The organism is Antiquaquibacter soli, assembly GCF_030580675.1.
In the GTDB taxonomy this organism is placed as follows: Bacteria; Actinomycetota; Actinomycetes; order Actinomycetales; family Microbacteriaceae; genus Rhodoglobus; species Rhodoglobus soli.
This window is the reverse complement of sequence record NZ_JAUQUB010000002.1, coordinates 291,235-316,194: the sequence shown is the minus strand read 5'-3', so window position 1 is coordinate 316,194 and position 24,960 is coordinate 291,235. Positions and strand designations below refer to the sequence as shown.

Here is a 24,960-nt window from a genome sequence, read left to right as displayed (position 1 = left end):
CCCCCGTACATCCCGCGAACAGGGGGTTTTGTCCCCCTGATCCGCCCCCAGTACGCGGGGCAGGTCTTTTAGTGGATCTGTTGAAAGATCGTGAAGATCGGCAGGTACAGCGCGACGATCATCCCGCCGATGACGAGCCCGATGAACCCGATCATGAGCGGCTCGATGAGCGACGTGAGCTGCTCCGTGGTCGTCTGCACCTCGTCCTCGTAGAAGTCGGCGATCTTGTTGAGCATGGGCTCCATCGACCCGGAGTCCTCGCCGACGGCGATCATCTGCACGACCATCGACGGGAAGACGGGTTCCTGCGCGAGCGGAGCCGCGATCGACTTGCCCGTGCGCACCGAGTCCTGCACCTTGTGCAGAGCCTCCTGGATGACCCAGTTGCCCGAGGTGTCCCCGACGATCGCGAGCGACTGCAGCACCGGCACACCGGACTTCGTCATCGTCGCGAAGTTGCGGGCGAAGCGGGCGATCGCGACCTTCTTCGTCAATTGCCCGAACACGGGCAGCTTGAGCTTGATCGGATCGACCTTCGCCCGGACGCGATCCGCGTGCTTGTTGCGGCGCCACCAGATCGCGCCGGCCACGCCGCCGACCACGAGGATCGGCAGGATCCAGATCATGTTGCGCGAGAGCACGACGAGGATCTGGGTCGGGATCGGCAGCTCGCCCCCGAGGTCCGCGAACATCTTCTCGAAGATCGGGACGATGAAGATGAGCATCGCGATGACCGCGACGATCGCCATGATGAGCACGATGACCGGGTACGTGAGCGCCGACTTGATCGTCGCGCGGAGCTTGACGTCGGCCTCGAACGTGCGGGCGATCGACTCGAGCGACTGGTCGAGGAAACCGCCCGTCTCGCCGGCTCGAACGAGGTGGATCATGAGGGGCGGAAACACGTCGGAGTGCCGGGCGAGGGCCTCCGAGAGCGACGAGCCCGACTCCACCTGGGCCCGAACGGTGCCGAGCACCTTCGCGAGCGCCTTGGACTCGGTCTGCTCCGAGAGAATCGTCAGGGACTTGAGCAGCGGGATGCCCGCGCTCACCATCGTGGCGAGCTGGCGGCTCATGATCGCGAGGTCCTTGAGGCCGACCCCCTTCTCGAACGCGCCGAGGGAGATCTCCCGGTTCAGGCCCGTCCCTGCGGAAGCCTCGGTGATCGACACCGGGGTCAGGCCGAGCGTCTTCATGCGCGCCACGACGGCGGACTCGCTCGGCGCCTCGAGCTTGCCCGAAACCACCTTCCCCTCGGCGTTGCGCCCCTTGTAGGCGTAGGTCTGCACGGCGATGGTCATGGGCTACCTGCCCTCCAGTCCGGCGCCGAAGTCCGACGCGAAGGCGGCTGGCGTGCCCGTGCTCTCCTGCCGGTGCACGAGGCGCGAGAACGTCTCGGCGTCGTGCACCTTCGTCAGCGCGGCCCGATGGGTGATGAGGCCCAGGTTGACGAGCTCGGCGAGGTGCTGGTCCATCGTCTGCATTCCGTGTTGGCGACCCGCCTGCATCGCCGAGGCGAGCTGGTAGGTCTGGCCCTCGCGGATGAGGTTCGCGATCGCCGGCGTCGTCACCATGACCTCCGCGGCGACGACTCGACCGGTGCCGCTCGCGTGCTTGACGAGCGTCTGGCAGACGACGCCCTGCAAGGTCGCGGCGAGCTGTGCCCGCACCTGTTCCTGCTGGTGGGGCGGGAAGACGTCGATGATGCGGTCGACGGTCTGCGGGGCGTCCTGCGTGTGCAGCGTCGCGAAGACGAGGTGGCCGGTCTCCGCCGCCGTGAGGGCGGTCGAGATGGTCTCGAGGTCGCGGAGCTCGCCGATGAGGATGACGTCGGGGTCCTGCCGCAGGACGTGCTTGAGCGCGTTCGAGAACGAGTGGGTGTCATGCCCCACCTCGCGCTGGTTGATGAGCGACTTCTGGTTCGAGTGCAGGAACTCGATCGGGTCCTCGACCGTCATGATGTGGTCGGAGCGAGTGCGGTTCACGAGGTCGATGAGCGCGGCCAGGGTCGTCGACTTGCCCGAGCCGGTCGGGCCGGTGACGAGCACGAGCCCTCGGGGAAGCGTGGCGAAGGTGGAGACGGCGTCGGGGATGCCGAGGTCGGCGAGCTGCTTGATCTCCGTCGGGATGAGACGGAATGCCCCGCCGATCGCGTTGCGCTGCTGGTAGAAGTTCACGCGGAAGCGCGCGTTCGCCGAGAGGGTGAACGCGAAGTCGAGCTCGAGCTCGCGCTCGAAGACCTCGCGCTGCTCCTCGGACATGATGCTGTAGAGCGCGCTCGTCACCTTGTGGCGCTCCCACACGACGTTCGACGCGATCGGTCGCAGCGCGCCGTCGACGCGGATCATGGGCGGCGCGTTCACCGTCACATGGAGGTCGGATGCCCCGGACATGAGCACCTCCTGGAGCGCCGCCATGAGGTCCTGGTCCGCTCCCGACTTGCTCGACGCGCGCGTCGCCTCGTGCGGGATCGGGGCTGCGGGCGGCGGGAACGCGGAGAGGTCCGGGGCGGCGGCCGCGGGCGACGGAGGCGCCGGCGGCGGGAATCCCGACGGCGGCGGCGCCGAGGCGAGAGTCGGGGGCACCGGCGGGACGGCAGACCCGGGTGCGGGCGGGGCGCCGACGGGGGCATCCACCACCGGCGGCGGTCCGTAGCCCTGCGGCGCGCTCGGCGGGAAGCCGGGCGGCGGCACGGGCTTGCTGTCGTTGAGTCCGCCGGTGACGGGGATCTCGTAAATCGGCTGACTCATCAGGCCACCACTCTCAGGATCTCTTCAATCGACGTCAGTCCCATCTGCGCCTTCGCCCACCCGTCCTGGCGGAGCGTGGTCATGCCCTGCTGAATCGCGACTCGGGCGATCTCCGCGCTCGAGGCGCGAGCGACCGCGAGCCGCTCGATCTCCTCGGTCACCGTCATGAGTTCGTGAAGGGCCAGCCGGCCGCGGTAGCCGGTGTTCGAGCAGCTCGAGCAGCCCTGCGGCCGGAACAGCTGCCCGATCGGCTGCCCATACTGGTACCCGAACTTGAGCTCCACGAGCTCCGCGGGGTCATGGGTGTAGGGCTGCTTGCAGCGGTCGCACAGCCGCCGCGCGAGTCGCTGGGCGACCACCGAGTCGAGCGCCGAACCGACCAGGAACGGCTCGATGTCCATCTCGGTGAGCCGGGTCACCGCGCTCGGGGCGTCGTTGGTGTGCAGGGTCGAGAGCACGAGGTGGCCGGTGAGCGAGGCCTCGATCGCGATCTGCGCGGTCTCGTGGTCGCGGATCTCCCCGAGCAGCACGACATCGGGGTCGGAGCGCAGGATGCTGCGCAACGCGCTCGCGAACGTGAGCCCCGCCTTCGGGTTGACCTGCACCTGGTTGATGCCGGCCATGCGGTACTCGACCGGATCCTCGACCGTGATGACGTTGATCTCGGGCCGTGCCACGGCGTTCAGCGTCGTGTAGAGCGTCGTCGACTTGCCGGACCCCGTCGGGCCCGTGACGAGGATCATCCCGTACGGCTTCGTGTACGAGCGCCGGTACGCCTCGAAGTTGTGCGGCAGGAGGTTCAGGTCGGACATCTGCATGCTCGACGAGTTGTTGTCGAGGATTCGCATGACGACCTTCTCGCCCCACACCGTGGGCAGGGTCGCGACGCGCAAGTCGATCTTGCGCCCGCCGTGGCTCACCGACATGCGGCCGTCCTGGGGCTTCCGCCGCTCCGCGATGTCGATGTCGGCCATGATCTTGAGCCTCGAGATGACGCCGTTCTGGATGTTCTTCGGGGCCCGCTGCATCTCGTGCATGACGCCGTCGATGCGGTAGCGAACGCCCATGTCGTACTCGCCGGGCTCGATGTGGATGTCGGATGCGAGGTCCTGGATGCCCTGGCTGATGAGGAGGTTGACGAAGCGCACGATCGGCGCGTCGTCCTCCTTCGGCTCGTTCGGCTCCTGCCGGACGAGCTCCGAGGGGCCAGCCTGCTCCTCGAGCTCGGTCGAGAGGCTCGAGAGCTCGCCGTCGGCGCGGTGGTACCGGTCGATCGCCGCGAGCAGGTCGCTCTTCTCCGCGACGACGCACTTGACCTGCTGGCGAGCGATCGAGCGGACGTCGTCGACGGCGAACACGTTGCCCGGGTCGATCATCGCGAGGATCAGGTAGTCGCCCGAGAACGCGATCGGTAGCACTCCATAGCGGCGGCAGACGGCCGCGGGGACGAGGGAGACCGCGCGCTGGTCGACGGCGAAGTCGAGAAGTTCGACGAACGGAAGACCCACGAGCGCGGCTCGAGCGGAGGCCAGCTGGACCTCGGTGAGCACTCCGCGCTCGAGCAGGTCACGGACCGTGCTCTCCTCGTCGGCGGCACCCGACATGCTGTCGAGGCTCTCGATCGGCATGACGCCGCGCAGGATGAGGATCTCGGTGAGCGACGCCATTCTTTCACCCCCCAGTGATAGCGACGTCCCACGCTATCCACACGCGTCACACCGCTACCAGTCCCGCAACCGGGGGGCAGCGCAGCGCGCGAACCGCGGCAGTCCGCGGGAGCTCCCTCGCCCGCGGACCGCCGCTGCCTCCCGCGCTCGATCGGGTTCGATGCGGAAGGCGGCTCGGGTGGGTCAGGACAAGAGGTCGACCCTGACGAGACCCCGCTCGAGCTCCCCCTGAGCCCAGGCCTCGACCCGGGGCTCGACGCACTCGGCGAGCACGTCCCGCAGGTCGTCGGCGCTGTCTCGGACGCGCGAGGCGATGTACTCGCGCACCTCCTCGAAGGAGCCGTTCACGGTCAGTGAGTCGAACACCTGCAGGCTCAGCGACTCGAGGGTGGAGGCGAGCTGGTGGATGAGTTCGTGGGGCCACTCGGAGGTCTCGACGCAGTCAGCGAGGAGGGAGGTGCGGCACAGGGCGCACGTGTCGGCACCCCACTGGCCGGGCGGCATCCACTCGGCGATGGACTCGTACCATCCGGACAGGATTCCGCCCAGGAGGTCGTTTATGGCGGGGCGATTCACGGCTTGCGGCTCCGTTGTGCTCGGGTTACTACCATCGTTGCAGTGGACAGAACAGTCCGCAGTCGTCGAATCCACTGACACCCGTTCGGGGGTCAGTGCGGGTGCATCCCGACGAAACGTGGCATTCTCATAGCAACAACGGGAGGGGCGATGTCGCGAGAGTCCGAGCGGGTGCGCGCGCTGCGCATCGCGCACGTCGACGATCACGAGACCGTGCAGCTCGGCTTCGCCTCCCTCCTCGCCGGCGCTGAGGATCTCCACCTCGTGCAGTCCTCGACCCGAGTCGACGACATCCTGCCGATCGTGCCGACTCTCGATCTCGTCGTCCTCGACATCCGCCTCTCCGACGGGTCGACGATCGCGCACAACCTCTCCGTGCTGCACGCCGCCGGGGCGCGGGTACTCGCCTTCACCGCTGCCGACAACGCCGCCGAGCTGCGCACCGCGTCGCGGGGCGGCGTGCTCGGCATCGTCCGCAAGTCCGAGTCGCGCGACACCATCGTCGAGGCGGTGCGCAGCGCGGCGCGCGGCGTCACCGTCGCCACCACCGAGTGGGCGGCGGCCCTCGACGCCGACCCCTTGCTGGCCTCCGCGGGACTCAGCCCCAAAGAGCGCGAGGTGCTCGCGCTCTACGCCGGCGGGGACAAGTCGGTGACGGTCGCGAACCGCGCCGGGCTCTCGACCGGAACCGTCGCCGAGTACGTCCGCCGCATCCGCTACAAGTACGCCATCGCCGGCCGACCGGCCCACACCAAGGTGGACCTCTACAAGCGGGCCGTGGAGGACGGCATCCTGCCCGCCCCCGAGCAATGAGCGCCGCCACCGCGGAGCGTCAGCGCCTCGGTGCGCTCGACGGGTTCGGCCCGCACGCTGAGGAGCGCGTCGCGCGCACCATCACCGTCGTGACCGCGGCCGCGGCATTGCTGCTGGGCGGCACGGCCGTCGGCGGGATGCTCGACGCCGCGTCCTACCTGCAGCCGTGGTACACCCCGTTCGCGGCCGGCGCGATCTTCGGGGGACTGGGGTTCGTGGCGGTCGTCACGTTCCTCGTGCCGATGCCGGGCATCCGCATCGCTCACGGCATCTACGCCATCGTCTTCGTCGTCGTGCAGCTCGCGTGGTTGCCGGCGCTCGACCACTCCACGCCGGGCAACCTCAACCCCTGGGTGCTCGAGATGACGGCGCTCGGCTCGGTCCCGGCGACGATCGCGTGGCGTGCCTGGATCGCGTGGGCGTACCTCCTGCTGAACGCCGCGGTCGTGGGCGTCGTGCGCTACATCTCCCTCGACGGCACCGACCTCGTCGTGCCGCTCCAGTACGCCCTGCTCACCGTGACTCTCGCGGGGCTCTTCACCGCCCTCGCGAGCGTATCTCTGCGCAACGCGGCCATCGTCGATGCGGCCACGGCGGAGCTCCGCGAGACGGCGGCGAGGTCGGCGGCCGCGACCGCCCGGGCCCAGGAGCAGGCCCGGCTCGATGCGCTCGTGCACGACGAGGTCATGAGCACCCTGTTCTACGCCTCGCGAGACGACGGGTCCCTGCTCGCGAGCGTGCGGTCGCAAGCGGCCGACGCGCTCGCGCAGCTCGAGGCGCTCAGACTCGGCCGGCCCGAGAGCAGCGGCGAGGTGGATGCGGCGACCTTCGTCTCGCGCATCCGCTCCGTGGTCCTCGACGCCTCCCTCGCCTTCGCGTTCTCGCAGCACGGCTCGCGGACCGAGTCCATTCCCGGAGCTGTGGCGGAGGCGTTCGCGGAGGCGACCGCGGAGGCCGCGCGCAACAGTCTCACCCACGCCCCCGAAGCGCGCCATCGCGCGGTCAACGTCGTGCTCACGGACTCGGGCGTCGAGGTGATCGTGCAGGACGACGGTCGCGGCTTCGACCCGCGGGATGTCGCACCCCACCGCCTCGGCATCCCGGTGAGCATCCAGGGCCGCCTCGCCGCGCTCCCCGGCGGTCGTGCCGCGGTGAGCAGCCGTCCGGGCAGCGGAACGGTCGTCGCACTCGGCTGGAGCGAATCGTGAGCCCCGCGGCGCAGCGCCTCGAGCTCGTCGCCCTCACCGGCCCGGGCACGCGGGTGCTCATCTGGGGCTACGTGGTGACGATGGCGGCGCTCGCCCTGTGGTCCCTCGACGAGGTCGTCTCACCCCTGCCGACCCTCCACGGGATCGCGATCCTCGTCGCCGTGGGAGTGCTGCTCACCCTCGACCGCGCCGAGCCGATGTCGCGGACGACCGCGATCGTCGTGGCCGCGGCGTGGGTCGCAACCGCCGTCCTCATCTCCTGGCAGCTTCGCGAGCCGGGTGGGCACTCGCAGTGGTACTACGGCGCCGGCACCGTGAGCATGTTCTTCGTCGGTCTGCGCGGACGCCAGGTCATCTCGTGGCTGGGTTTCGCTGCGCTCTCCGCCGTGATCGCCGCCGCCACCGTCTCGATGGGCTTCGGGCCCGTTGTCGCGGTCCTGCTCATCGGCAAGCAGCTGCCCATCCTGCTCGTGAGCACGCTGTTCGTCTACGGGCTGCGACGCACGTCGGCGAGCATCCTCCGACTGAGCGCTGAGACGTCGACGCGGGCCGCCGTCGAAGCAGCGCAGCTCGCCACGACGGCCGAGCGCAACGCCCGGCTCGCGGAGCTCGACGCGATCGCCACTCCCCTGCTCGCGCGGATCGTCAGCGGGGAGCCGCTCACCGCCGAGGACCGCCTCGACTTCGCGGTCGCGGAGGCGCAGCTGAGGGACGGGCTTCGCGCTCGGGCCCTCGTCGCCCCCGAGGTGGTCGAGGCGGCACGGGATGCCCGCCGCCGAGGGATCGAGGTGGTCCTCCTCGACGATCTCTACCCGGCCGAGGCCGACCCCGCCGTGCTCGACTCGGTGCGTTCGCGCGTCGCCGAGGCGCTGCGGTCGGCGACGGACGGTCGCGTCGTCGCCCGGCTGCTGCCCGAGGGACGCGACGAGATCGCCACGATCCTCGTGGACGGGTTAGGGATGCAGCGGCGCGACGTCGTGCTCGCGGGCTGAGCATCCGCGACGCCAGCCCACCCGCCGCACGAACGACGACGGCCCGCCACCCCGGAGGGTGACGGGCCGTCGTTCGGGTCGCCTTAGTTGTAGGTGCCCGGGGTGTAGTCGTCGGAGCTGAAGCTGTCGAAGTCGACGAAGCTCAGGTCGGACTCGCTCACGCCGAAGTCGTCGGAGAAGATGCGGTTGGGGTACCGCTCCGCCTTCGCCTCGTCGGTCGCCTCGACGGAGACGTCGCGGTAGCGCGCCAGGCCGGTACCGGCCGGGATGAGCTTTCCGATGATGACGTTCTCCTTGAGACCCATGAGCGGGTCGGACTTGCCCTCCATGGCGGCCTGCGTGAGAACACGCGTGGTCTCCTGGAACGACGCGGCCGACAGCCACGACTCCGTTGCGAGCGAGGCCTTGGTGATTCCCATGACCTCCTGGCGGGCGGATGCCGTCTGCTTGCCCTCGGTGAGAGCGGCGCGGTTGATCTCGTTGTACTTCTGACGGTCGACGAGCTCACCCGGGAGCAGCTCGGTGTCGCCGTGGTCGACGACGGTGACCTTGCGCAGCATCTGACGGACGATGACCTCGATGTGCTTGTCGTGGATCGGCACGCCCTGCGAGCGGTACACGCCCTGCACGCCGTCGACGAGGTGCTGCTGCACCGCGCGGACGCCCTTGACCCGGAGGACCTCCTTGGGGTCGAGGTTTCCGACGTGCAGCTGCTGACCGAGCTCGACGTGCTGACCGTCCTCGACGAGGAGGGTCGCGCGGCGCAGCACCGGGTAGGCGATCGGCTCGTCGCCGTTGTCCGGCGTGAGGATGACCTTGCGGGTGCGGTCCGTGTCCTCGATCGAGATGCGGCCGGCGGCCTCGGCGATCGGCGACGCGCTCTTCGGGGTGCGGGCCTCGAAGAGCTCGGTCACGCGGGGAAGACCCTGCGTGATGTCGTCCGCCGACGCGACACCACCGGTGTGGAAGGTACGCATCGTCAGCTGGGTGCCGGGCTCGCCGATCGACTGGGCGGCGATGATGCCGACCGCCTCGCCGATGTCGACGAGCAGACCGGTCGCGAGCGAACGGCCGTAGCAGACCGCGCAGACACCGACGGCCGACTCGCACGTGAGCACCGAGCGCACCTTGATGTGCTCGACGCCCGCGGCGATGAGCGTGTCGATGAGGACGTCGCCGACGTCGCTGCCCGCGGGGGCGACGACGTTGCCCTTGCTGTCGACCGCGTCCTCGGCGAGGCTGCGGGCGTAGACCGAGTTCTCGACGTTGGGGTCGCGGACGGGCTTGCCGTCAGCATCCTTCGTCGCGATCACGAGCTCGAGGCCCTTGGTCGTGCCGCAGTCGTCCTCGCGGATGATGACGTCCTGCGAGACGTCGACGAGTCGACGCGTCAGGTAGCCCGAGTCAGCGGTACGCAGAGCGGTGTCGGCGAGGCCCTTGCGCGCACCGTGGGTCGAGATGAAGTACTCGGCCACGGTGAGGCCCTCCTTGTAGGAGTGCACGATCGGACGCGGGATGATCTCACCCTTCGGGTTCGACACGAGGCCGCGCATACCGGCGATCTGGCGCACCTGCATCCAGTTACCACGCGCTCCCGACGACACCATGCGGTTGATGTTGTTGTCGGCGGCGAAGTTCTCCTGCATCGCGGTGGCCACCTCGGCGGTCGCCTTGTTCCAGATCTCGATGAGCTCCTGGCGGCGCTCCGCGTCGGTCGTCAGACCCTTGTCGAACTGGTCCTGGACCTTCGCGGCCTGCTTCTCGTAGCCGGCGATGATCGCGGGCTTCGTCGGCGGGGTCACGATGTCGGACAGCGACACGGTCACACCCGAGCGGGTCGCCCAGTAGAACCCGGCGTCCTTGATCCGGTCGAGCGCCGCGGCGACCTCGACCTTCGGGTAGCGCTCGGCGAGGTCGTTGACGATCGCCGAGATCTGGCCCTTGTCGGCCACAGCCTCCACGTAGGGGTAGTCCGCCGGGAGTGCCTCGTTGAAGAGCGCGCGACCGAGGGTGGTCTCGAGCAGGACGGTCTTGCCCTCCTCGAAGCCCTCCGGCGCCTGGCCCTCGGCGAAGTGGATGCCGTCGAGACGGATCCGCACCTTCGCGTTGAGGTCGAGCGTGTGCTGGTCGTGCGCGAGGATCGCCTCGGCGACGGACGCGAACGCGCGGCCCTCACCGGTCGCACCCTCCTTGAGGGTGGTCAGGTGGTGCAGGCCGATGATCATGTCCTGCGTCGGGAGCGTCACCGGGCGGCCGTCGGACGGCTTGAGGATGTTGTTGCTCGCGAGCATGAGCACGCGCGCCTCCGCCTGCGCCTCCACCGAGAGGGGGAGGTGGACGGCCATCTGGTCACCGTCGAAGTCGGCGTTGAACGCCGCGCACACGAGCGGGTGGAGCTGGATGGCCTTGCCCTCGACGAGCTGCGGCTCGAAGGCCTGGATGCCGAGGCGGTGCAGGGTGGGGGCGCGGTTGAGCAGCACGGGGCGCTCGCGGATGATCTCCTCGAGCACATCCCACACCTGCGGGCGCGACCGCTCGACCATGCGCTTGGCGCTCTTGATGTTCTGAGCGTGGCTGAGGTCGATGAGGCGCTTGATGACGAACGGCTTGAACAGCTCGAGCGCCATCTGCTTGGGCAGACCGCACTGGTGCAGCTTGAGCTGCGGACCGACGATGATGACCGAACGGCCCGAGTAGTCGACGCGCTTGCCGAGCAGGTTCTGGCGGAAGCGGCCCTGCTTTCCCTTGAGCATGTCGCTCAGGGACTTGAGGGCGCGGTTGCCGGTGCCCGTGACGGGACGACCGCGACGGCCGTTGTCGAAGAGGGCGTCGACCGCCTCCTGCAGCATGCGCTTCTCGTTGTTGACGATGATCTCGGGGGCACCGAGGTCGAGCAGGCGGCGGAGTCGGTTGTTGCGGTTGATCACACGACGGTAGAGGTCGTTGAGGTCGGAGGTCGCGAAGCGGCCGCCGTCGAGCTGCACCATCGGGCGCAGCTCCGGCGGGATCACCGGGACGACCTCGAGCACCATGGCCGCCGGCGAGTTGCCGGTCTGCAGGAAGGAGTTGACGACCCGGAGGCGCTTGATGGCGCGGATCTTCTTCTGGCCCTTGCCGTTGGCGATCTCGTCGTGCAGCTTCTCGCTCTCGGCATCCAGGTCGAACGCCTGCAGGCGCTTCTGGATGGCCTCGGCGCCCATGTAGGCCTCGAAGTACATGCCGAAGCGGTCCTGCAGCTCCTGAAACACCGAGTCCTCGGGCTTCAGGTCGCCGACCTTGAGGTTGCGGAAGTCATCCCACACGCGCTCGAGCTGGGCGATCTGCTCGTCGAAGGCCTTGCGGGTCTGGCCCATCTCCTTCTCGGCGCCGTCCTTGACCTTGCGCTTCTGGTCGGCCTTGGCACCCTCGGCCTCGAGCGCCGCGAGGTCCTCCTCGAGGCGGGCGAGACGGTCCGCGATGCGGGCGTCGCGCTGGCCCTCGAGCGTCTTGATCTCGAGACGGATCTCGTTCTCGAGGCCGGGGAGGTCCTGGTGACGGCCCTCCTCATCCACCGAGATGATCATGTAGGCGGCGAAGTAGATGACCTTCTCGAGGTCCTTCGGCGCCATGTCGAGCAGGTAGCCCAGGCGGCTCGGCACTCCCTTGAAGTACCAGATGTGGGTGACCGGGGCGGCGAGCTCGATGTGGCCCATGCGCTCGCGGCGGACGGAGGACTTGGTGACCTCCACGCCGCAGCGCTCGCACACGATGCCCTTGAACCGGACTCGCTTGTACTTGCCGCACGAGCACTCCCAGTCGCGGGACGGCCCGAAGATCTGCTCTCCGAACAGGCCGTCCTTCTCGGGCTTCAGGGTGCGGTAGTTGATGGTCTCGGGCTTCTTGACCTCACCGTGCGACCAACGACGGATGTCGTCAGCAGTCGCGAGGCCGATCTTGATCTCGTCAAACGCGTGAACGTCGAGCAACTGTGTCTTCTCTCTTCGAAACTTCTGTCTTCGAAACTCTGTGTATCGGCCGGCTTAGATCTCGTCGATCGACGACGACTCGAAGCGCGTGGAGATGTTGATGCCCAGCTCCTCCGCGGCGCGGAAGACCTCGTCATCCGTGTCGCGCAGGTTCACCGCGGTGCCGTCGGCCGAGAGGACCTCGACGTTCAGGCAGAGCGACTGCATCTCCTTGATGAGGACCTTGAAGGACTCGGGGATGCCCGGCTCCTGGATGTTCTCGCCCTTGACGATCGCCTCGTACACCTTGACGCGGCCGAGGATGTCGTCGGACTTGATCGTGAGGAGCTCCTGGAGGGCGTACGCGGCACCGTAGGCCTCGAGCGCCCACACCTCCATCTCGCCGAATCGCTGGCCACCGAACTGCGCCTTACCACCGAGCGGCTGCTGGGTGATCATCGAGTAGGGGCCCGTCGACCGCGCGTGGATCTTGTCGTCCACGAGGTGGTGCAGCTTCAGGATGTACATGTAGCCGACCGAGATCGGGTCCGGGAACGGCTCGCCCGAGCGACCGTCGAAGAGTCGCGTCTTGCCCGAGGAGTCGATGAGGCGCTCGCCGTCGCGCGTCTTGAGGGTCGAGTCGAGGAGACCGGCGATCTCCTCCTCCAGCGCACCGTCGAAGACGGGGGTCGCGACCTTCGTGCCGGGTGCCGCGCTGCGCGCGGACTCGGGGAGCTCGGCCGCCCACTTCGGGTTGCCCTCGACCTCCCAGCCCTGCTTGGCGACCCACCCGAGGTGGGTCTCGAGCACCTGGCCGAAGTTCATGCGGCCGGGGATGCCGAGCGGGTTGAGGATCACATCGACCGGCGTGCCGTCCGCGAGGAACGGCATGTCCTCGACGGGCAGGATCTTCGCGATGACGCCCTTGTTGCCGTGACGACCGGCGAGCTTGTCGCCCGCGGTGATCTTGCGCTTCTGGGCGATGTAGACCACGACGCGCTGGTTGACGCCCGAGCCGAGCTCGTCGTCGTTGTCGGCGTTGAACTCCTTGACCGCGATGATCGTGCCCTCTTCACCGTGCGGAACCTTGAGCGAGGTGTCGCGCACCTCGCGGCTCTTCTCGTTGAAGATGGCGCGCAGCAGGCGCTCCTCGGCCGACAGCTCGGTCTCGCCCTTCGGCGTGACCTTGCCGACGAGGATGTCGCCGGGGCGGACCTCGGCGCCGATGCGGATGATCCCGCGCTCGTCGAGGTCGGCGAGCAGCTCCGGGCTCACATTGGGGAGATCACGGGTGATCTCCTCCTTGCCGAGCTTCGTGTCGCGGGCATCCACCTCGTACTCCTCGATGTGGATCGACGAGAGCACGTCGTCCTTCACGAGGTTCTGGGACAGGATGATCGCGTCCTCGAAGTTGTGGCCCTCCCACGGCATGAACGCGACGAGGAGGTTCTTGCCGAGCGCGAGCTCGCCGTTCTCCGTCGCGGGGCCGTCGGCGAGGACCTGACCGGCCTCGACGCGGTCGCCCGCGCTCACGATGACGCGGTGGTTGTAGCTCGTGCCCTGGTTGGAGCGGTCGAACTTGCGCAGGTAGTAGTCCTGCGTGCCGCCCTCGTCGAGCTGCACGGTGACGACGTCGGCCGACACCTCGGAGACGACACCGGCCTTCTCGGCGGTGATGACGTCGCCGGCGTCGATGGCCGCGAAGCCCTCCATACCGGTTCCGACGAGCGGGGACTCGCTGCGCAGCAGCGGCACCGCCTGACGCTGCATGTTCGCACCCATGAGGGCGCGGTTCGCGTCATCGTGCTCGAGGAAGGGGATGAGCGAGGTCGCGACCGACACCATCTGGCGCGGCGAGACATCCATGTAGCCGATCTGGTCGACGGGGATCAGGTCGACCTCGCCGCCCTTCTTGCGCGCGAGCACGCGGGGCTCGGCGAAGTGCGAGTCGGCGGTGAGCGGCGCGTTGGCCTGGGCGACGATGAAGTCGTCCTCCTCGCTCGCGGTCAGGTAGTCGATCTTCGACGTGACCTTGCCGTTCTCGACGCGGCGGTACGGCGTCTCGATGAAGCCGAACGCGTTGATGCGCGCGAACGAGGCGAGCGAGCCGATGAGGCCGATGTTCGGGCCTTCCGGGGTCTCGATCGGGCACATGCGGCCGTAGTGCGACGGGTGGACGTCGCGGACCTCGACGCCCGCGCGCTCACGCGAGAGACCGCCGGGGCCGAGGGCCGAGAGGCGGCGCTTGTGCGTGAGGCCGGCGAGCGGGTTGTTCTGGTCCATGAACTGCGACAGCTGGCTCGTTCCGAAGAACTCCTTGATCGCGGCGACGACGGGGCGCACGTTGATCAGGGTCTGCGGCGTGATCGCCTCGATGTCCTGAGTGGTCATGCGCTCGCGGACGACGCGCTCCATGCGGGACAGTCCGGTACGGACCTGGTTCTGGATGAGCTCGCCCACGGCGCGGATGCGGCGGTTGCCGAAGTGGTCGATGTCGTCGACGTCGAGCCGGACATCCACCTTCTTGCCGTCGCGGACGCCCTTGATGGTCGCCGTGTTGTTGTCGTGCACGGTGACGATGGGCGACGAGGTGTCGTGGAGGGCGACCAGGTACTTGATCGTCGCAATGATGTCCTCGATGGTGAGCACGGACTCCTTGATGTCCGTGTCGAGACCGAGCTTGCGGTTGATCTTGTAGCGGCCGACCTTGGCGAGGTCGTAGCGCTTCGGGTTGAAGTAGAAGTTGTCGAGGAGCGCGCGGGCGGCCTCGGCGGCGACCTGCTCGCCCGGACGGAGCTTGCGGTAGATGTCCTTGAGCGCCTCCTCCTTGGTGAGGATGGCGTCCTTCTCGAGGGTGAGCTCGATCGACGGGAAGCCCTTGAACTCCTCGAGGATCTGCTCGCTCGTGAGGCCGAGGGCCTTGAGGAAGACGGTCACCGACTGCTTGCGCTTGCGGTCGATGCGGACGCCGACCTGGTCGCGCTTGTCGATCTCGAACTCGAGCCAGGCACCGCGGCTCGGGATGATGCGGGCCGAGTAGATGTCCTTGTCGGAGAGCTTCTCGGGCGTGCGGTCGAAGTAGACGCCGGGCGAACGGACGAGCTGCGACACGACGACGCGCTCGGTGCCGTTGATGATGAAGGTGCCCTTCTCGGTCATGAGCGGGAAGTCGCCCATGAAGACCGTCTGGGTCTTGATCTCACCGGTGAGGTGGTTCATGAACTCGGCGTTCACGTAGAGCGGCGCGGCGTAGGTCTTGCCGCGCTCCTTGCACTCGTCGATCGAGTACTTGGGCTCCTCGAGCTCCGGCTCGGCGAAGGAGAGCTGCATGGTCTCGCCGAGGTCCTCGATCGGGGAGATCTCCTCGAAGATCTCCTCGAGGCCGCTGCGGGTCGCGAGGTCGGTGCGCCCGGCGGCCTCACCGGCGGCCACGCGCTCCTTCCAGACGTCGTTCCCGACGAGCCAGTCGAAGCTCTCGGTCTGCAGCGCGAGCAGATCGGGAACCGTCAGGGTGTCGGTGATCTTGGCGAACGAGAGCCGGGATGCGTTCCGGCCGTTCTTGGGGGACTTTTTGGTGGACGCGGTGCGCGCAGCAGCCAAGGAACTAACCTCCGTGGACCCTCTCGAGGGCCCTCATGTCATCAAATGACGGTCGGCAATGGAAGACTCACCAGGACCCACGAAAGATTTGCCCCGCCGCTATACTCGGGGCGCGCCAGCTGTCCACAATATGACGGCATGGGTGTCTGGGAGCGCAAAGAACAACTATAGGCCGGTTCGACGCGCCATTGCAAGCTTTTTCTTGACCTGATTCGCTGGATCGGCTATAAGCGCGGGGCGGCGTCCCTTCGAGGGCCTCAGGGAACCAGCACGGTGCCGAAGACCTGCGCCTCGACGAGCGGTCGGATGGCTCGCTCGAACCGCTTGTCGACGAAGTAGTCCTTGAGCCGGTCATCGAGCAGCGCATTGCCGATCGCGGCCATGATCATCGACTGGTCGAGCGACAGGTACCGGTCCGCGATCGTGCCGCTGCCCACCGCGACCGCATCGTAGAACCCGCCCGGACCGTACGCGCCGAGGTCGTTCTCGAGCCCGGCGAGGTTCTCGAGCACGGCATCCTCGTCGTAGGGAAGGGCGAGGAAGGCGGCGTGCGGCGTCACGACGCCGTCGCCGAAGGCGGGGTCGGGATTGGTCGCGTCGCGGCATCCCTCGTACCCGGTGTCGACGTCCGTCGACTCGGCGTCGCTCGCGTAGCCGTCGGAGCTGATCCCGAGGTGCTCGACCCCGTACTCGCGGTAGGACGCGAACGGGTCGCTCGCGGGCGAGAATCCCCAGTAGCCGTAGCCGGCCTCCTCCATGCCGTGCCAGCGCTGCGCCTCCACGGTCGCCGGGTGGTTGAGGCCCCACGACCTCGGCCCCCACTCGGCCTCGGGCACGAACAGGTCGGGCATGAGGGCCTCGAACATGCTGCCGCCCCACGACGGCACGAGGCGCATCCCCGCATACTCGTACGTTCCCTCGAAGACGCTGACCCCGAGGTACTCGCGGGTCTCGCCGACGGGCTTCTGCTCCTGCCAGCCGAAGTCGCAGCCCTGGTCGGGCATCGTGCGGTACGTGCCGTAATAGGCGGTCGCGGGGATCTGGCCGTTGGCGATGCCGATGTAGGTCGCGATGCGCGCTTCGCTCACCGTCGTGTCGTACCAGTGGCACGTGTAGTAGACGTCGGGCCCGGAGCCCGCGTAGTTGCCGGGCACCGCGCATCCGTCGCCCGGCGGGTCCACCCAGAAGCCACCGCGGTTGAGGCTCACGCCCTCGCGGGCGCTCAGGTCGTGGAACCACGAGAAGTCCATCGCGTCGTAGAGGGCGAGCGCCTCGCGCTTGAGGCTCGGCTCCGCCTTCGCCACCACGCGCAGAGCGGCGGCGAGCCAGCCGTTGTCGACGGTGGAGAGGAAGGGATGCACGACGTCGCCGCTGTCCGGCCAGGTCGTGAGCTTCGAGCCGTCCGCCGGCGAGTACCAGTTGTAGAACATGCCGCTCGGCTCGTGCTTCTCGAGGGAGGCGAGAGTCGAGAGCGTCGTCGTCAGCCGGTCGCGCGCCTCGTGGCGGTCGATGATGCCGAGGTCGCGGGCGACGACTGTCGACCACAGGTAGCCGCCGATGTTCGTCGGCGACGTGTACGCGGACGGCGCCGAGAGGTCGCCCTCGATGTTGTCGGACGGCAGGCCGGTCGCCTCGTCGGTCATCGCCACGAGAGACGCCCACGTGTCCGCGGCGTAGCGCTCGAGGGTGGCGACGTCGCCGTCGGGATGGCCGCCTCCGCCCGCGTGGGCGGCGAGCGGGGTGGCGACGAGCGCGACCGCGGCGAGCACGGTGGGCACGAGGATGCGGAATCGTGAGCGCACTGGAAACTCCCTTGTTCTCCGTGCTCTCAGGCAAGCATGACCCCCGTTCGGGGGGCAAGGGGTTGCGGATCGGGAAACGGTCGGGTACCCGACACGCGAAGGAGCGGGGCAGCCCGACCAGAGGCTACCCCGCTCCCGGGGAGGGGATGCGCGCTACCGGACGCCGCTCCGAGCACGGCCGCGCCGCATCACCACCGCCCCGATCGCGACGAGCAGGAGCGCGCTGAACGCCGCGAGGGCGCTCACGCTGCTGCCCGTCGACGCCAGGCCCGCCGCGCCGGTGCCCGTCGGCGAGCCGTCCGACGCCCCGCTAGGTGCGTCGCCCGGGCCGTCCGGCTGGGTGGGCAGCTCGGGAGCCGACTCCGCGGGGGTCACGGTGATCGTCACCGTCGCCCACTCGGAGAGGTTCGAGCCATCCGTCACGCGGTACTCGAACGTCGCGTCACCCGTGAAGCCGGCCGACGGCGTGTAGTCGAAGCCGCCCGAAGGATCCACCGAGAGCGTTCCGTCCGAGAGGTCGTTCGTTCCCGAGACGGAGAGCAGGTCGCCGTCGGGGTCGGAGTCGTTGACGAGCACGCCCAGGAGGCTCGACACCGAGAGCGTGCCGCCCTCGGCGACGGTGTACGCGTCATCCATCGCCACCGGCGCGCCCGCCTCGGGCGCCGGGACCTCGGCGAGGACGTGGATGATGACGGTCGCGGAGTTGCTCTCGCCGCCCTGCGGGTCGACGGCGACGTACGTGAAGCTGTCGTCGCCGACGAACCCGGCGGCGGGCACGTACTCGAAGGCACCGGTGAGCGGCGACATTGAGGTGATCGCGCCGTGGTCGGGCACGATGTAGGACGTGAGGCTGAAGCCCGAGTCGGCGTCGGAGTCGTTGCCGAGAATCCCGGGCGCGGGCACCGAGAGCGTCGTCCCCGTCACGACCGAGTACTCGTCGTCGACGGCGACCGGTTCCGCGTAGTCGACGGGCTCCTCGGTCACCTCGATGACGAGGTCCACCGGCGCGGAGTAGTCGATGCCGTCCCACGCCCGCGAGCTCCAGGTACGCGTTCCCGTGAAATCCGTCGGGGGCGTGTAGTACATCGTTCCGTCGAGGTCGTTGAGCAGCATCTCGCCGGGGAGCTTGCCGCCGACGGGCGCCGTGAGGGAGAACATCAGCGGATCCCCATCGGCGTCGGTGTCGTTGACGACGACGCCGGGGGCCGGGATCACGAGCTTCTGGTTCTTGCCGGTGACGTAGGCGTCGGCGACCGCGACGGGCACGTGGTTGACGTCCGGGTCGTCGTCGATGACGGTGATCGTCACGGTCGCGTAGTTGCTCGTGTCGGTGCCGTCGTAGACGTAGTAGGTGAAGGTGACCGGGCCGGAGTAGCCCGCAGCAGGAACGTAGGTGAACAGGCCCGTCCCCGAGTCGAGGGTGAGGAGCCCCGACGGCGGCCCAGAGTTCCAGTCGACGACGAGGGCGTCGCCCTCGGCGTCCGTGTCGTTCGCGAGGATCGAGACGGGCGCGGTGAGGGTCTCGCCCGCCGGCGTCGAGTAGTAGTCGTCGACCGCGACGGGCGCGGTGTTGACGGGAGCCGGGTCGTCCACGGGCGTCACCTCGACCGTGACCGTCGCGGGCGCGATGCTCGACTGCACGTGGTCGTGGGCGAAGTAGGTGAACGTCGAGACGCCGGAGAAGCCCGCCGGCGGGTAGTACCAGAACTCGCAGCTCGAGCCGTTGTAGTCGAGCTGGCCGCCGGCGGACGGGGTGCCCCACCCGACGGCGTCGAGGTCGCCGGCCTCCGGGTCCGAGTCGTTGCCGCACACGCTGCCGGTGATGACGGAGTCCTCGGTCCCGGAGAAGTAGTCGTCGGCAGCGACCGGGGGGAGGTCGACGGGGTCGTCGGCGAAGGCGGGTAGCACGGCCCAGAGGCTGAAGCCGATCGTGAGAATGATCACGAGGATCATCGCGCCGATGCGGAGGGGGTCGGGGGTGATCGCCACGGGCCGGAAGCGGCGTGCGGGCGACTCGAGCGGAGCAGGCATGATCGTCCTTCGGAAGTGTTGAGGATGAGGGGTCGGTGTGCCGATGGGCACATCGACAACAGTGCCGTCGACCCCCCGGGCGCCGGATGGGGAGGTGCTGCTCAATCTCGACGACGCCGTTACTCAGTCGCCGCCGATTACTTACTCCGCCCGTCGCTAGAATCCCTTTCATCCGCCCGAGGAGGCACCCGTGACCCGCTCCGCACCGACCGGCACCCGAGCGGCCGACAGCCGGTGGCCGCTCGTCGGCCGCGGAGCGCTCGTCGACCGGCTCCGCCGCTGGTTGGCGGGCGACGGCGCTCGCGTCGCCGTGCTCTACGGCCCTTCGGGGGTCGGCAAGTCGCGGCTCGCGGCGGAGGTCGCGGCGGCCCTCGTGGCGACCGGCTGGGCATCCTTCCCCGTCACGGCCAGCACCATCATGGCGACGGTGCCGCTCGGCGCCCTCACCCCGCTCTTCGCGAGCGGGCGCGATGCCCTCGACGCGGTCGCGACCGACGCCGGCGCGCTGTTCCGGCGGGCCACCGAGGCGGTTAGGGATGCCTCGGCCGGCCGCCCGGCGCTGCTCGTCGTCGACGACCTCTCGCTCCTTGACCCGCTCTCCACGACACTCATCGCCCAGCTCGTGGCCTCCGGGTCCGTTCGGCTCCTCGCGACCGTCCGCGACGGCGAGCCCCTCCCCGACCCGATCATGACGCTCTGGTCGGCCGACGCTGCGCTGCGCGTCGACGTGCCGCCGCTCACCGTGCCCGATTACGAGGCCCTGCTCGCCGACGTCCTCGGCGGAGCCGTCGCCCACCGCACGGCCGTCGAGCTGCACCAGTCGACGGCGGGCAACCCGCTGTTCCTCCGCGAGCTCGCGATCGGCGCCCTCGAGGCGGAGCGACTCGTCGAGCGCGCCGGGGTGTGGCAGCTCATCGGCGAGCCGGTGGGCACTCCCGCCCTCCGCGACCTCATCCTCTCGCGGCTCCGCCACCTCGACGACGCGGAGCGCGACGTCGTCGAGCGGCTCGCGCTGTGCGGCGAGCTGCCCGTCGATCAGTTGCGCGCCGAGGGCGCTCGGGCCGCTGTCATCCGACTCGAGTCCGCGGGGATCGTCGCGCTCGGTGACGGCCCGCGAGGTCTCGCAGCGCGACTGGTGCACCCGCAGTACGCGGGGGCGGTCGTCGGCTCGCTCAGCCGGCTGCGGGTCTCGGACGTGCTCCTCGAGCAGGCCGGCATCCTCGAGGCCGACCGCTCGAGCGCGAGCGACGACCTGCGCGTCGTGATGTGGCGGCTCGAGGCGGGTCGCGCGACCGACCCCGAGCTCCTCGCGAGCGCCGCGCGCCTCGCCCGACAGGCGGGCGACCACGCGACCGTCGACCGGCTCGCCGCCGCGGCCATCCGCGTCGCCGGGGACCGGCCCGACCTGCTCCTCCTCCAGGGCGAGGCGCTCCTCAGGATGGGCCGGGCCGCCGACGCGCTCGCTGTCCTGTCGCGCTCGCGCCCCGAGGACGCGCCGCCGGAGCTGCGCACCGCCATCGCCGCGACGACGGCGATGGCGCACGCGAGCATCCACGACGGCCTCGAAGCGGGGCTCGGCGTCGTCGCCGCCGCGGAGCAGTCGCTCGACTCCCCCGACGTGGGGCTCGTGCTCACCCGATCCCTCATCGAGCTCTACCAGAATCGCGCGATCGAGGCCGACGCCCTGCTCGCCCGGCTCGACGTGGAGCTCGGGGACTCCCCTGCCGAGCGCGCGCTCATCGCCTCTGCCCGAGCCCAGCCGCACGCGGCCCTGGGGCGAACGGACGAGGCCCTGCGGGATGCCCGGCTCGCCCTCGACTTCGCGCGGGCGACCAACGGGGCGGCGATCCCGGGGCTTACCGTGGCGAACACGCTCGCCACGCTCGCGACCGTCCAGCTCCACGTCGGCGACCTCGACGGCGCGCTGCAGTCGGCGACGTCGGCTCTGCTCGAGTCGCTCGTCGCTGACGACGAGATCGTGGCGCGGTCGATCGAATTCCTCCTCGCGCGCATCGAGTGGGAGCGGGGCAACCTCGACGCCGCGGAGCGCTGGAATCTCGACACCATGAGCGGCGCCCTGTCACTCGGCCCCATCAGCCTCCACGTTCCCGCCGCGTGCGGACTCGCGATCACGCTCGCCACGCGCGGCGACGCCGCGGCCGCGCGCGACGCCCTCGCGACCGTTCCCGATCCCGCCGACCACGTCCCCGGCGCCGTGATCGCCCGCGCGTGGCTGAGCGCCCTCAGCGGGGATGCCGCGGCCGCCCGCACCGCGCTGCTCGGCGGCGCCGAGCGCTTCGGCCGCCCGGGTCACCGCTACCTCGAGGCCGTGATGCTCTTCCACCTCACCCGGCTCGGCTTCGCGGCGGACGCCGCCCCCCTGCTCGCCGCACTCGCCCGCGAGACGGGCAGCGCATTGTTCGACCGGCAGGCCCGGCACGCGGCGGCCGAGGCGACGGGCGACCGAGCCGGGCTCGTCGCCGTCGCCGAGGAGTGGGCGGCGTCCGGAGCACGGCTGTTCGCGGCGGAGGCGTTCGCGTCGGCCGCGCGCGCGGCGCGGCGGGCGGAGGAGCACCGGGCGGCGGTGTCGTTGCAGGCGTCGGCGGACGAGCACGCCCGGGCGTGCGGCGGAGCATCCACCCCCCTGCTGCAGTTCACCGAGGAGCTCAGCCCGCTCACCCGGCGCGAGCGCGAGATCGGCGCGCTCGCGGCTCAGGGTCTGAGCAGCAAGGAGATCGCCGATCGGCTCTTCCTCTCGGCGCGGACCGTCGACAACCACCTGCAGTCGCTGTACGGCAAGCTCGGCATCCGCGGTCGGCACGAGCTCAAGGCCGCGTCGCTGCGCTGAACCGCCCTCGGCTAGTCCGCGGCGGTCTGCAGCGAGACGACCCGGTCGCGCAGCACCGCGATCCGGGCGCGCACCTCGCCGATGGCGTCGTCGCCGACGCCGAGGTCGTGCAGCGCGACCGCGAGGTGCTGCACCACGGCGTCGAATGCTTCCGGGGTGATCTCGAGCCCCTCGTGCGCGACCTCGAGGTCGCGGCCGGCGAAGAGCTCGGGGCCTCCGAGGGCCGCGGTGAGGAACGCGCGCTGGTGGGCCTTGAGCCGGGAGAGGTCGACGCCCTCGAACCAGGGCGCCAGCGAGTCATCCGCCGTCACCCGGTTGTAGAACACGGTCACCGCCGCCTTGACCCCGGCGGCGCCGCCCACCTCGTCGTACACGCTCATGGGTTCGAGCCTAGGGCGCTGTCGTCGCGGCGACCTGAGCAACCACTACTCAGTTCCCGGCATCGCGCCGCTTCACGGCGAGCGCCGCGAAGGCCTCCCAGATGAGCCGGTGAGCGGCATTGACGGTGAGGTCGGCGTGGTCGTACGCCGGGGCGACCTCCATGACGTCGAAGCCGACGACGTCGAACTCGAGCACGAGCGCGCGCACGATGCGCAGGAGGTCGATCGTCGCAAAGCCTCCCGGCTCCGGGGTGCCCGTCGCGGGGGCGTGGGCGGGGTCGAGCACGTCGACGTCGATGGAGATGTAGACCTTGTCGCCGCGCTCCCGACCCGCCGCGATGAGATCGGCGAGCACCGCGTGGACGCCGCGCTCCCAGAACTCCTGCATCATGAAGTGCTTCAGGCCGTGGTCGCGCATCCACTTCTGGTCGTCCTCGCCCGGCCAGTAGCCGCGCAGGCCGACCTGGATGAACTTCTCGCCGGGGATCGCCCCCGACTCGATGAGGCGGCGCATGGGCGTTCCGTGGCTGGCGAGGTTTCCCTCGAGGATGTCGGCGGTGTCGGCGTGCGCATCGAAGTGGATCATCGCGACGTTCCCGAAACCGTGGTGCCGCGCGACCGCGGTCGCCGTCGGCCACGTGATCGAGTGGTCGCCGCCCAGGACGAACGGGATGATCCCGCGGTCGACGACCTCGCCGACGCGCTGCTCGATCGCCGCTTTCGACAGCTCCCACATGCCGTGGCTGATGATCGCGTCGCCGTAGTCGACGACCTCGAGGTGGTCGAAGATCTCGACGCCGAGGTCGAGGTGGTACGTGCCCGGGTCGTACGTGCTCGCGCGGAGGGCCCGGGGGCCGAATCGCGCTCCCGGCCGGAACGTCGTGTTGTCGTCCCACGGCGCCCCGATGACAGCGACGTCGGGCTGCCAGGAGTCGAGCTGCTCGGGCTCGGTGAGGAGGGGGCGCATGCCGAACGTCGCGGGGCCGAGGTAGGACTGCGAGTCGAGCTGGGCGCGGAGCCCCGGCGGGACGGGGCGGGATGGCTCGGTCATGAACTCACCGTATGTCAACGATCGCGGCGCGCATGAGCTCGACCCGGCGCACGACCGTGGCAACGAGCTCGGGGTCCGCCCCGAGCGCGGTGAGCGCGTCGGCGAGGTGCGCGACCGTTCGCGTGTAGGCGTGATCGGTGATGCCGAGACCGGCGTGCGCGGTGCGCATGCTGCGGCCGCTGTACTCTTCCGGGCCGCCGAGGGCGACCGCGAGGAAGGCGCGCTGGTGGTGCTTGAGGGCCTCGAGGTCGAGCTCCTCGAACCAACCGGCGAGCTCGGGATCGGCGGTCATCCGCGCGGAGAAGTCGTCGACGGCGAGCGCGATCGCCGCTTCTCCCCCGAGTTTGTCGAAGACGGACACGAAAACCTCCCGGTGTGGCAGTGTCATGTGGTGGCTGACTTTCCGCACAGAACGCTGACCCATAGTGGCATGCACGCCGTCATTACGCCCGACAAGTGGGTTCCCGGCGCGTACACGCTCACTGTCGACGGTACCCCGCAGTCCCACGTCAACCTCGACGACCCCACCCAACTGTTCTTCGAGTACGTGCAGCGCATGGGGCACGTCATCGACCAGATCGGGATGCCCGGCGAACCGATCACCGCCGTCCACCTCGGGGCGGGCGCCCTCACGCTGCCCCGCTACGTCGAGGCGACCCGCCCCGGGTCGCGGCAGCAGGTCGTGGAGCTCGAGTCGGAGCTCGTCGAGCTCGTGCGGCAGGAGCTTCCGTGGTCGTCGCGGGCGAGCATCCGGGTCCGTCACGGGGATGCCCGCGAGGTGCTCGAGAAGCTGCCCGCCGGACTCACGGGCCAGGTCGACCTCCTCGTCGTGGACGTGTTCAGCGGGGCGCGGACTCCCGCGCACGTGACGTCGGTGGAGTTCTACCGCTCGGCGGCGCGACTGCTGTCGGCTCGCGGCATCCTGCTCGCCAACATCGCGGACGGACCCGGCCTCGCGTTCGCTCGCGGCCAGGCGGCGACCCTGTCAGAGGTGTTCGGCCACGTCGCCGCGCTCGCCGAGACGCAGATCCTCAAGGGCCGCCGGTTCGGCAACATCGTCTTCGTCGCGTCGCCGTCGCCGCTGCCGCTCGACTGGATGCCGCGGTTGCTCGCCGCCGGACCCCACCCCTCCAAGGTCGTCGACGAGGCCGAGCTGCGAGAGTTCATCGGGTCCGCTGCGGTCGTCACGGATGCCACGGCCCTCCCGTCACCGCCGCCGGCGAAGAGCATCTTCCAGGTGAGGCCCGGCTCGGACTGAGCCGGTTGTGGGTGCATCCTCAGCCCAGTCGTGGTGGGAT

The 24,960-nt window shown here is 69.5% G+C and carries 16 protein-coding genes; 5 read left to right on the top strand and 11 right to left on the bottom strand.

The features are described from left to right. Positions 1 to 68 precede the first annotated feature (68 nt). From Q5716_RS11475 to Q5716_RS11460, 4 genes are all read right to left on the bottom strand, one after another. Positions 69 to 1,301, bottom strand: coding sequence for a type II secretion system F family protein (locus tag Q5716_RS11475; protein WP_305003278.1), 1,233 nt, complete (start codon positions 1,299 to 1,301; stop codon positions 69 to 71). A gap of 3 nt (positions 1,302 to 1,304) precedes the next feature. Then, positions 1,305 to 2,750: a type IV pilus twitching motility protein PilT gene (locus Q5716_RS11470; protein ID WP_305003277.1), complete on the bottom strand. Its 1,446-nt coding sequence runs from the start codon at positions 2,748 to 2,750 to the stop codon at positions 1,305 to 1,307. Beyond that, on the bottom strand, positions 2,750 to 4,417 hold the full coding sequence (locus Q5716_RS11465) for a GspE/PulE family protein (protein WP_305003276.1): 1,668 nt from the start codon (positions 4,415 to 4,417) through the stop codon (positions 2,750 to 2,752). The genes Q5716_RS11470 and Q5716_RS11465 overlap by 1 nt, the downstream gene beginning before the upstream one ends. A gap of 183 nt (positions 4,418 to 4,600) precedes the next feature. Continuing rightward, positions 4,601 to 4,993, bottom strand: coding sequence for a hypothetical protein (locus Q5716_RS11460; RefSeq protein WP_305003275.1), 393 nt, complete (start codon positions 4,991 to 4,993; stop codon positions 4,601 to 4,603). Positions 4,994 to 5,143: 150 nt separating this feature from the next. Between Q5716_RS11460 and Q5716_RS11455 the strand changes: the two genes are divergently transcribed. From Q5716_RS11455 to Q5716_RS11445, 3 genes are read left to right on the top strand one after another with little or no spacing between them, the layout of a single operon-like run. Beyond that, entirely contained in the window at positions 5,144 to 5,806 is a 663-nt protein-coding gene (locus tag Q5716_RS11455; RefSeq protein WP_305003274.1) for a response regulator transcription factor, read from the top strand. Then, positions 5,803 to 7,014, top strand: a complete 1,212-nt coding sequence (locus tag Q5716_RS11450) for a sensor histidine kinase (RefSeq protein ID WP_305003273.1) — start codon at positions 5,803 to 5,805, stop codon at positions 7,012 to 7,014. Before Q5716_RS11455 ends, Q5716_RS11450 begins: the two co-directional genes overlap by 4 nt. Then, positions 7,011 to 8,006 (top strand): DUF8320 family protein, encoded by a 996-nt coding sequence (locus tag Q5716_RS11445; protein WP_305003272.1) that lies wholly within the window; start codon positions 7,011 to 7,013, stop codon positions 8,004 to 8,006. The genes Q5716_RS11450 and Q5716_RS11445 overlap by 4 nt, the downstream gene beginning before the upstream one ends. Before the next feature lie 83 nt (positions 8,007 to 8,089). On the opposite strand, the gene Q5716_RS11440 is transcribed toward Q5716_RS11445, so the two are convergent. The 4 genes from Q5716_RS11440 to Q5716_RS11425 all read right to left on the bottom strand — a co-directional run bounded on the left by Q5716_RS11440 (position 8,090) and on the right by Q5716_RS11425 (position 19,383). Continuing rightward, positions 8,090 to 11,971, bottom strand: coding sequence for a DNA-directed RNA polymerase subunit beta' (locus tag Q5716_RS11440; protein ID WP_305003271.1), 3,882 nt, complete (start codon positions 11,969 to 11,971; stop codon positions 8,090 to 8,092). A gap of 54 nt (positions 11,972 to 12,025) precedes the next feature. Further along, positions 12,026 to 15,550, bottom strand: coding sequence for a DNA-directed RNA polymerase subunit beta (gene rpoB / locus Q5716_RS11435; RefSeq protein WP_305003270.1), 3,525 nt, complete (start codon positions 15,548 to 15,550; stop codon positions 12,026 to 12,028). A gap of 257 nt (positions 15,551 to 15,807) precedes the next feature. Continuing rightward, the gene (locus Q5716_RS11430) at positions 15,808 to 17,352 is read right to left on the bottom strand and encodes a glucoamylase family protein (RefSeq protein ID WP_305003269.1); all 1,545 of its coding nucleotides are present in this window, start codon (positions 17,350 to 17,352) and stop codon (positions 15,808 to 15,810) included. A 153-nt stretch (positions 17,353 to 17,505) separates the two neighbouring features. Then, positions 17,506 to 19,383 (bottom strand): cadherin-like domain-containing protein, encoded by a 1,878-nt coding sequence (locus tag Q5716_RS11425; RefSeq protein ID WP_305003268.1) that lies wholly within the window; start codon positions 19,381 to 19,383, stop codon positions 17,506 to 17,508. 190 nt (positions 19,384 to 19,573) lie between these two features. On the opposite strand from Q5716_RS11425, the gene Q5716_RS11420 reads away from it, so the two are divergent. Further along, positions 19,574 to 22,231, top strand: a complete 2,658-nt coding sequence (locus Q5716_RS11420) for a LuxR family transcriptional regulator (RefSeq protein ID WP_305003267.1) — start codon at positions 19,574 to 19,576, stop codon at positions 22,229 to 22,231. A gap of 11 nt (positions 22,232 to 22,242) precedes the next feature. On the opposite strand, the gene Q5716_RS11415 is transcribed toward Q5716_RS11420, so the two are convergent. The 3 genes from Q5716_RS11415 to Q5716_RS11405 are packed head-to-tail and all read right to left on the bottom strand — an operon-like array spanning position 22,243 to position 24,023. Further along, complete coding sequence (locus Q5716_RS11415) at positions 22,243 to 22,611, bottom strand: group I truncated hemoglobin (RefSeq protein ID WP_305003266.1); 369 nt, start codon at positions 22,609 to 22,611, stop codon at positions 22,243 to 22,245. Positions 22,612 to 22,660: 49 nt separating this feature from the next. After that, entirely contained in the window at positions 22,661 to 23,662 is a 1,002-nt protein-coding gene (speB, locus tag Q5716_RS11410; RefSeq protein ID WP_305003265.1) for an agmatinase, read from the bottom strand. A gap of 4 nt (positions 23,663 to 23,666) precedes the next feature. Then, entirely contained in the window at positions 23,667 to 24,023 is a 357-nt protein-coding gene (locus Q5716_RS11405; RefSeq protein WP_305003264.1) for a group I truncated hemoglobin, read from the bottom strand. 69 nt (positions 24,024 to 24,092) lie between these two features. Here Q5716_RS11405 and Q5716_RS11400 point away from each other — a divergent pair, with 69 nt between their 5' ends. Then, on the top strand, positions 24,093 to 24,920 hold the full coding sequence (locus Q5716_RS11400; protein WP_305003263.1) for a spermidine synthase: 828 nt from the start codon (positions 24,093 to 24,095) through the stop codon (positions 24,918 to 24,920). Positions 24,921 to 24,960 lie beyond the last annotated feature (40 nt).

Bases quoted from the DNA above. Each gene is read 5' to 3' on its own strand.
- Q5716_RS11475 (WP_305003278.1), bottom strand. From the start codon at position 1,301: ATGACCATCGCCGTGCAGACCTACGCCTACAAGGGGCGCAACGCCGAG.
- Q5716_RS11470 (WP_305003277.1), bottom strand. From the start codon at position 2,750: ATGAGTCAGCCGATTTACGAGATCCCCGTCACCGGCGGACTCAACGAC.
- Q5716_RS11465 (WP_305003276.1), bottom strand. From the start codon at position 4,417: ATGGCGTCGCTCACCGAGATCCTCATCCTGCGCGGCGTCATGCCGATC.
- Q5716_RS11455 (WP_305003274.1), top strand. From the start codon at position 5,144: ATGTCGCGAGAGTCCGAGCGGGTGCGCGCGCTGCGCATCGCGCACGTC.
- Q5716_RS11450 (WP_305003273.1), top strand. From the start codon at position 5,803: ATGAGCGCCGCCACCGCGGAGCGTCAGCGCCTCGGTGCGCTCGACGGG.
- Q5716_RS11425 (WP_305003268.1), bottom strand. From the start codon at position 19,383: ATGCCTGCTCCGCTCGAGTCGCCCGCACGCCGCTTCCGGCCCGTGGCG.
- Q5716_RS11415 (WP_305003266.1), bottom strand. From the start codon at position 22,611: ATGAGCGTGTACGACGAGGTGGGCGGCGCCGCCGGGGTCAAGGCGGCG.
- speB (WP_305003265.1), bottom strand. From the start codon at position 23,662: ATGACCGAGCCATCCCGCCCCGTCCCGCCGGGGCTCCGCGCCCAGCTC.
- Q5716_RS11400 (WP_305003263.1), top strand. From the start codon at position 24,093: ATGCACGCCGTCATTACGCCCGACAAGTGGGTTCCCGGCGCGTACACG.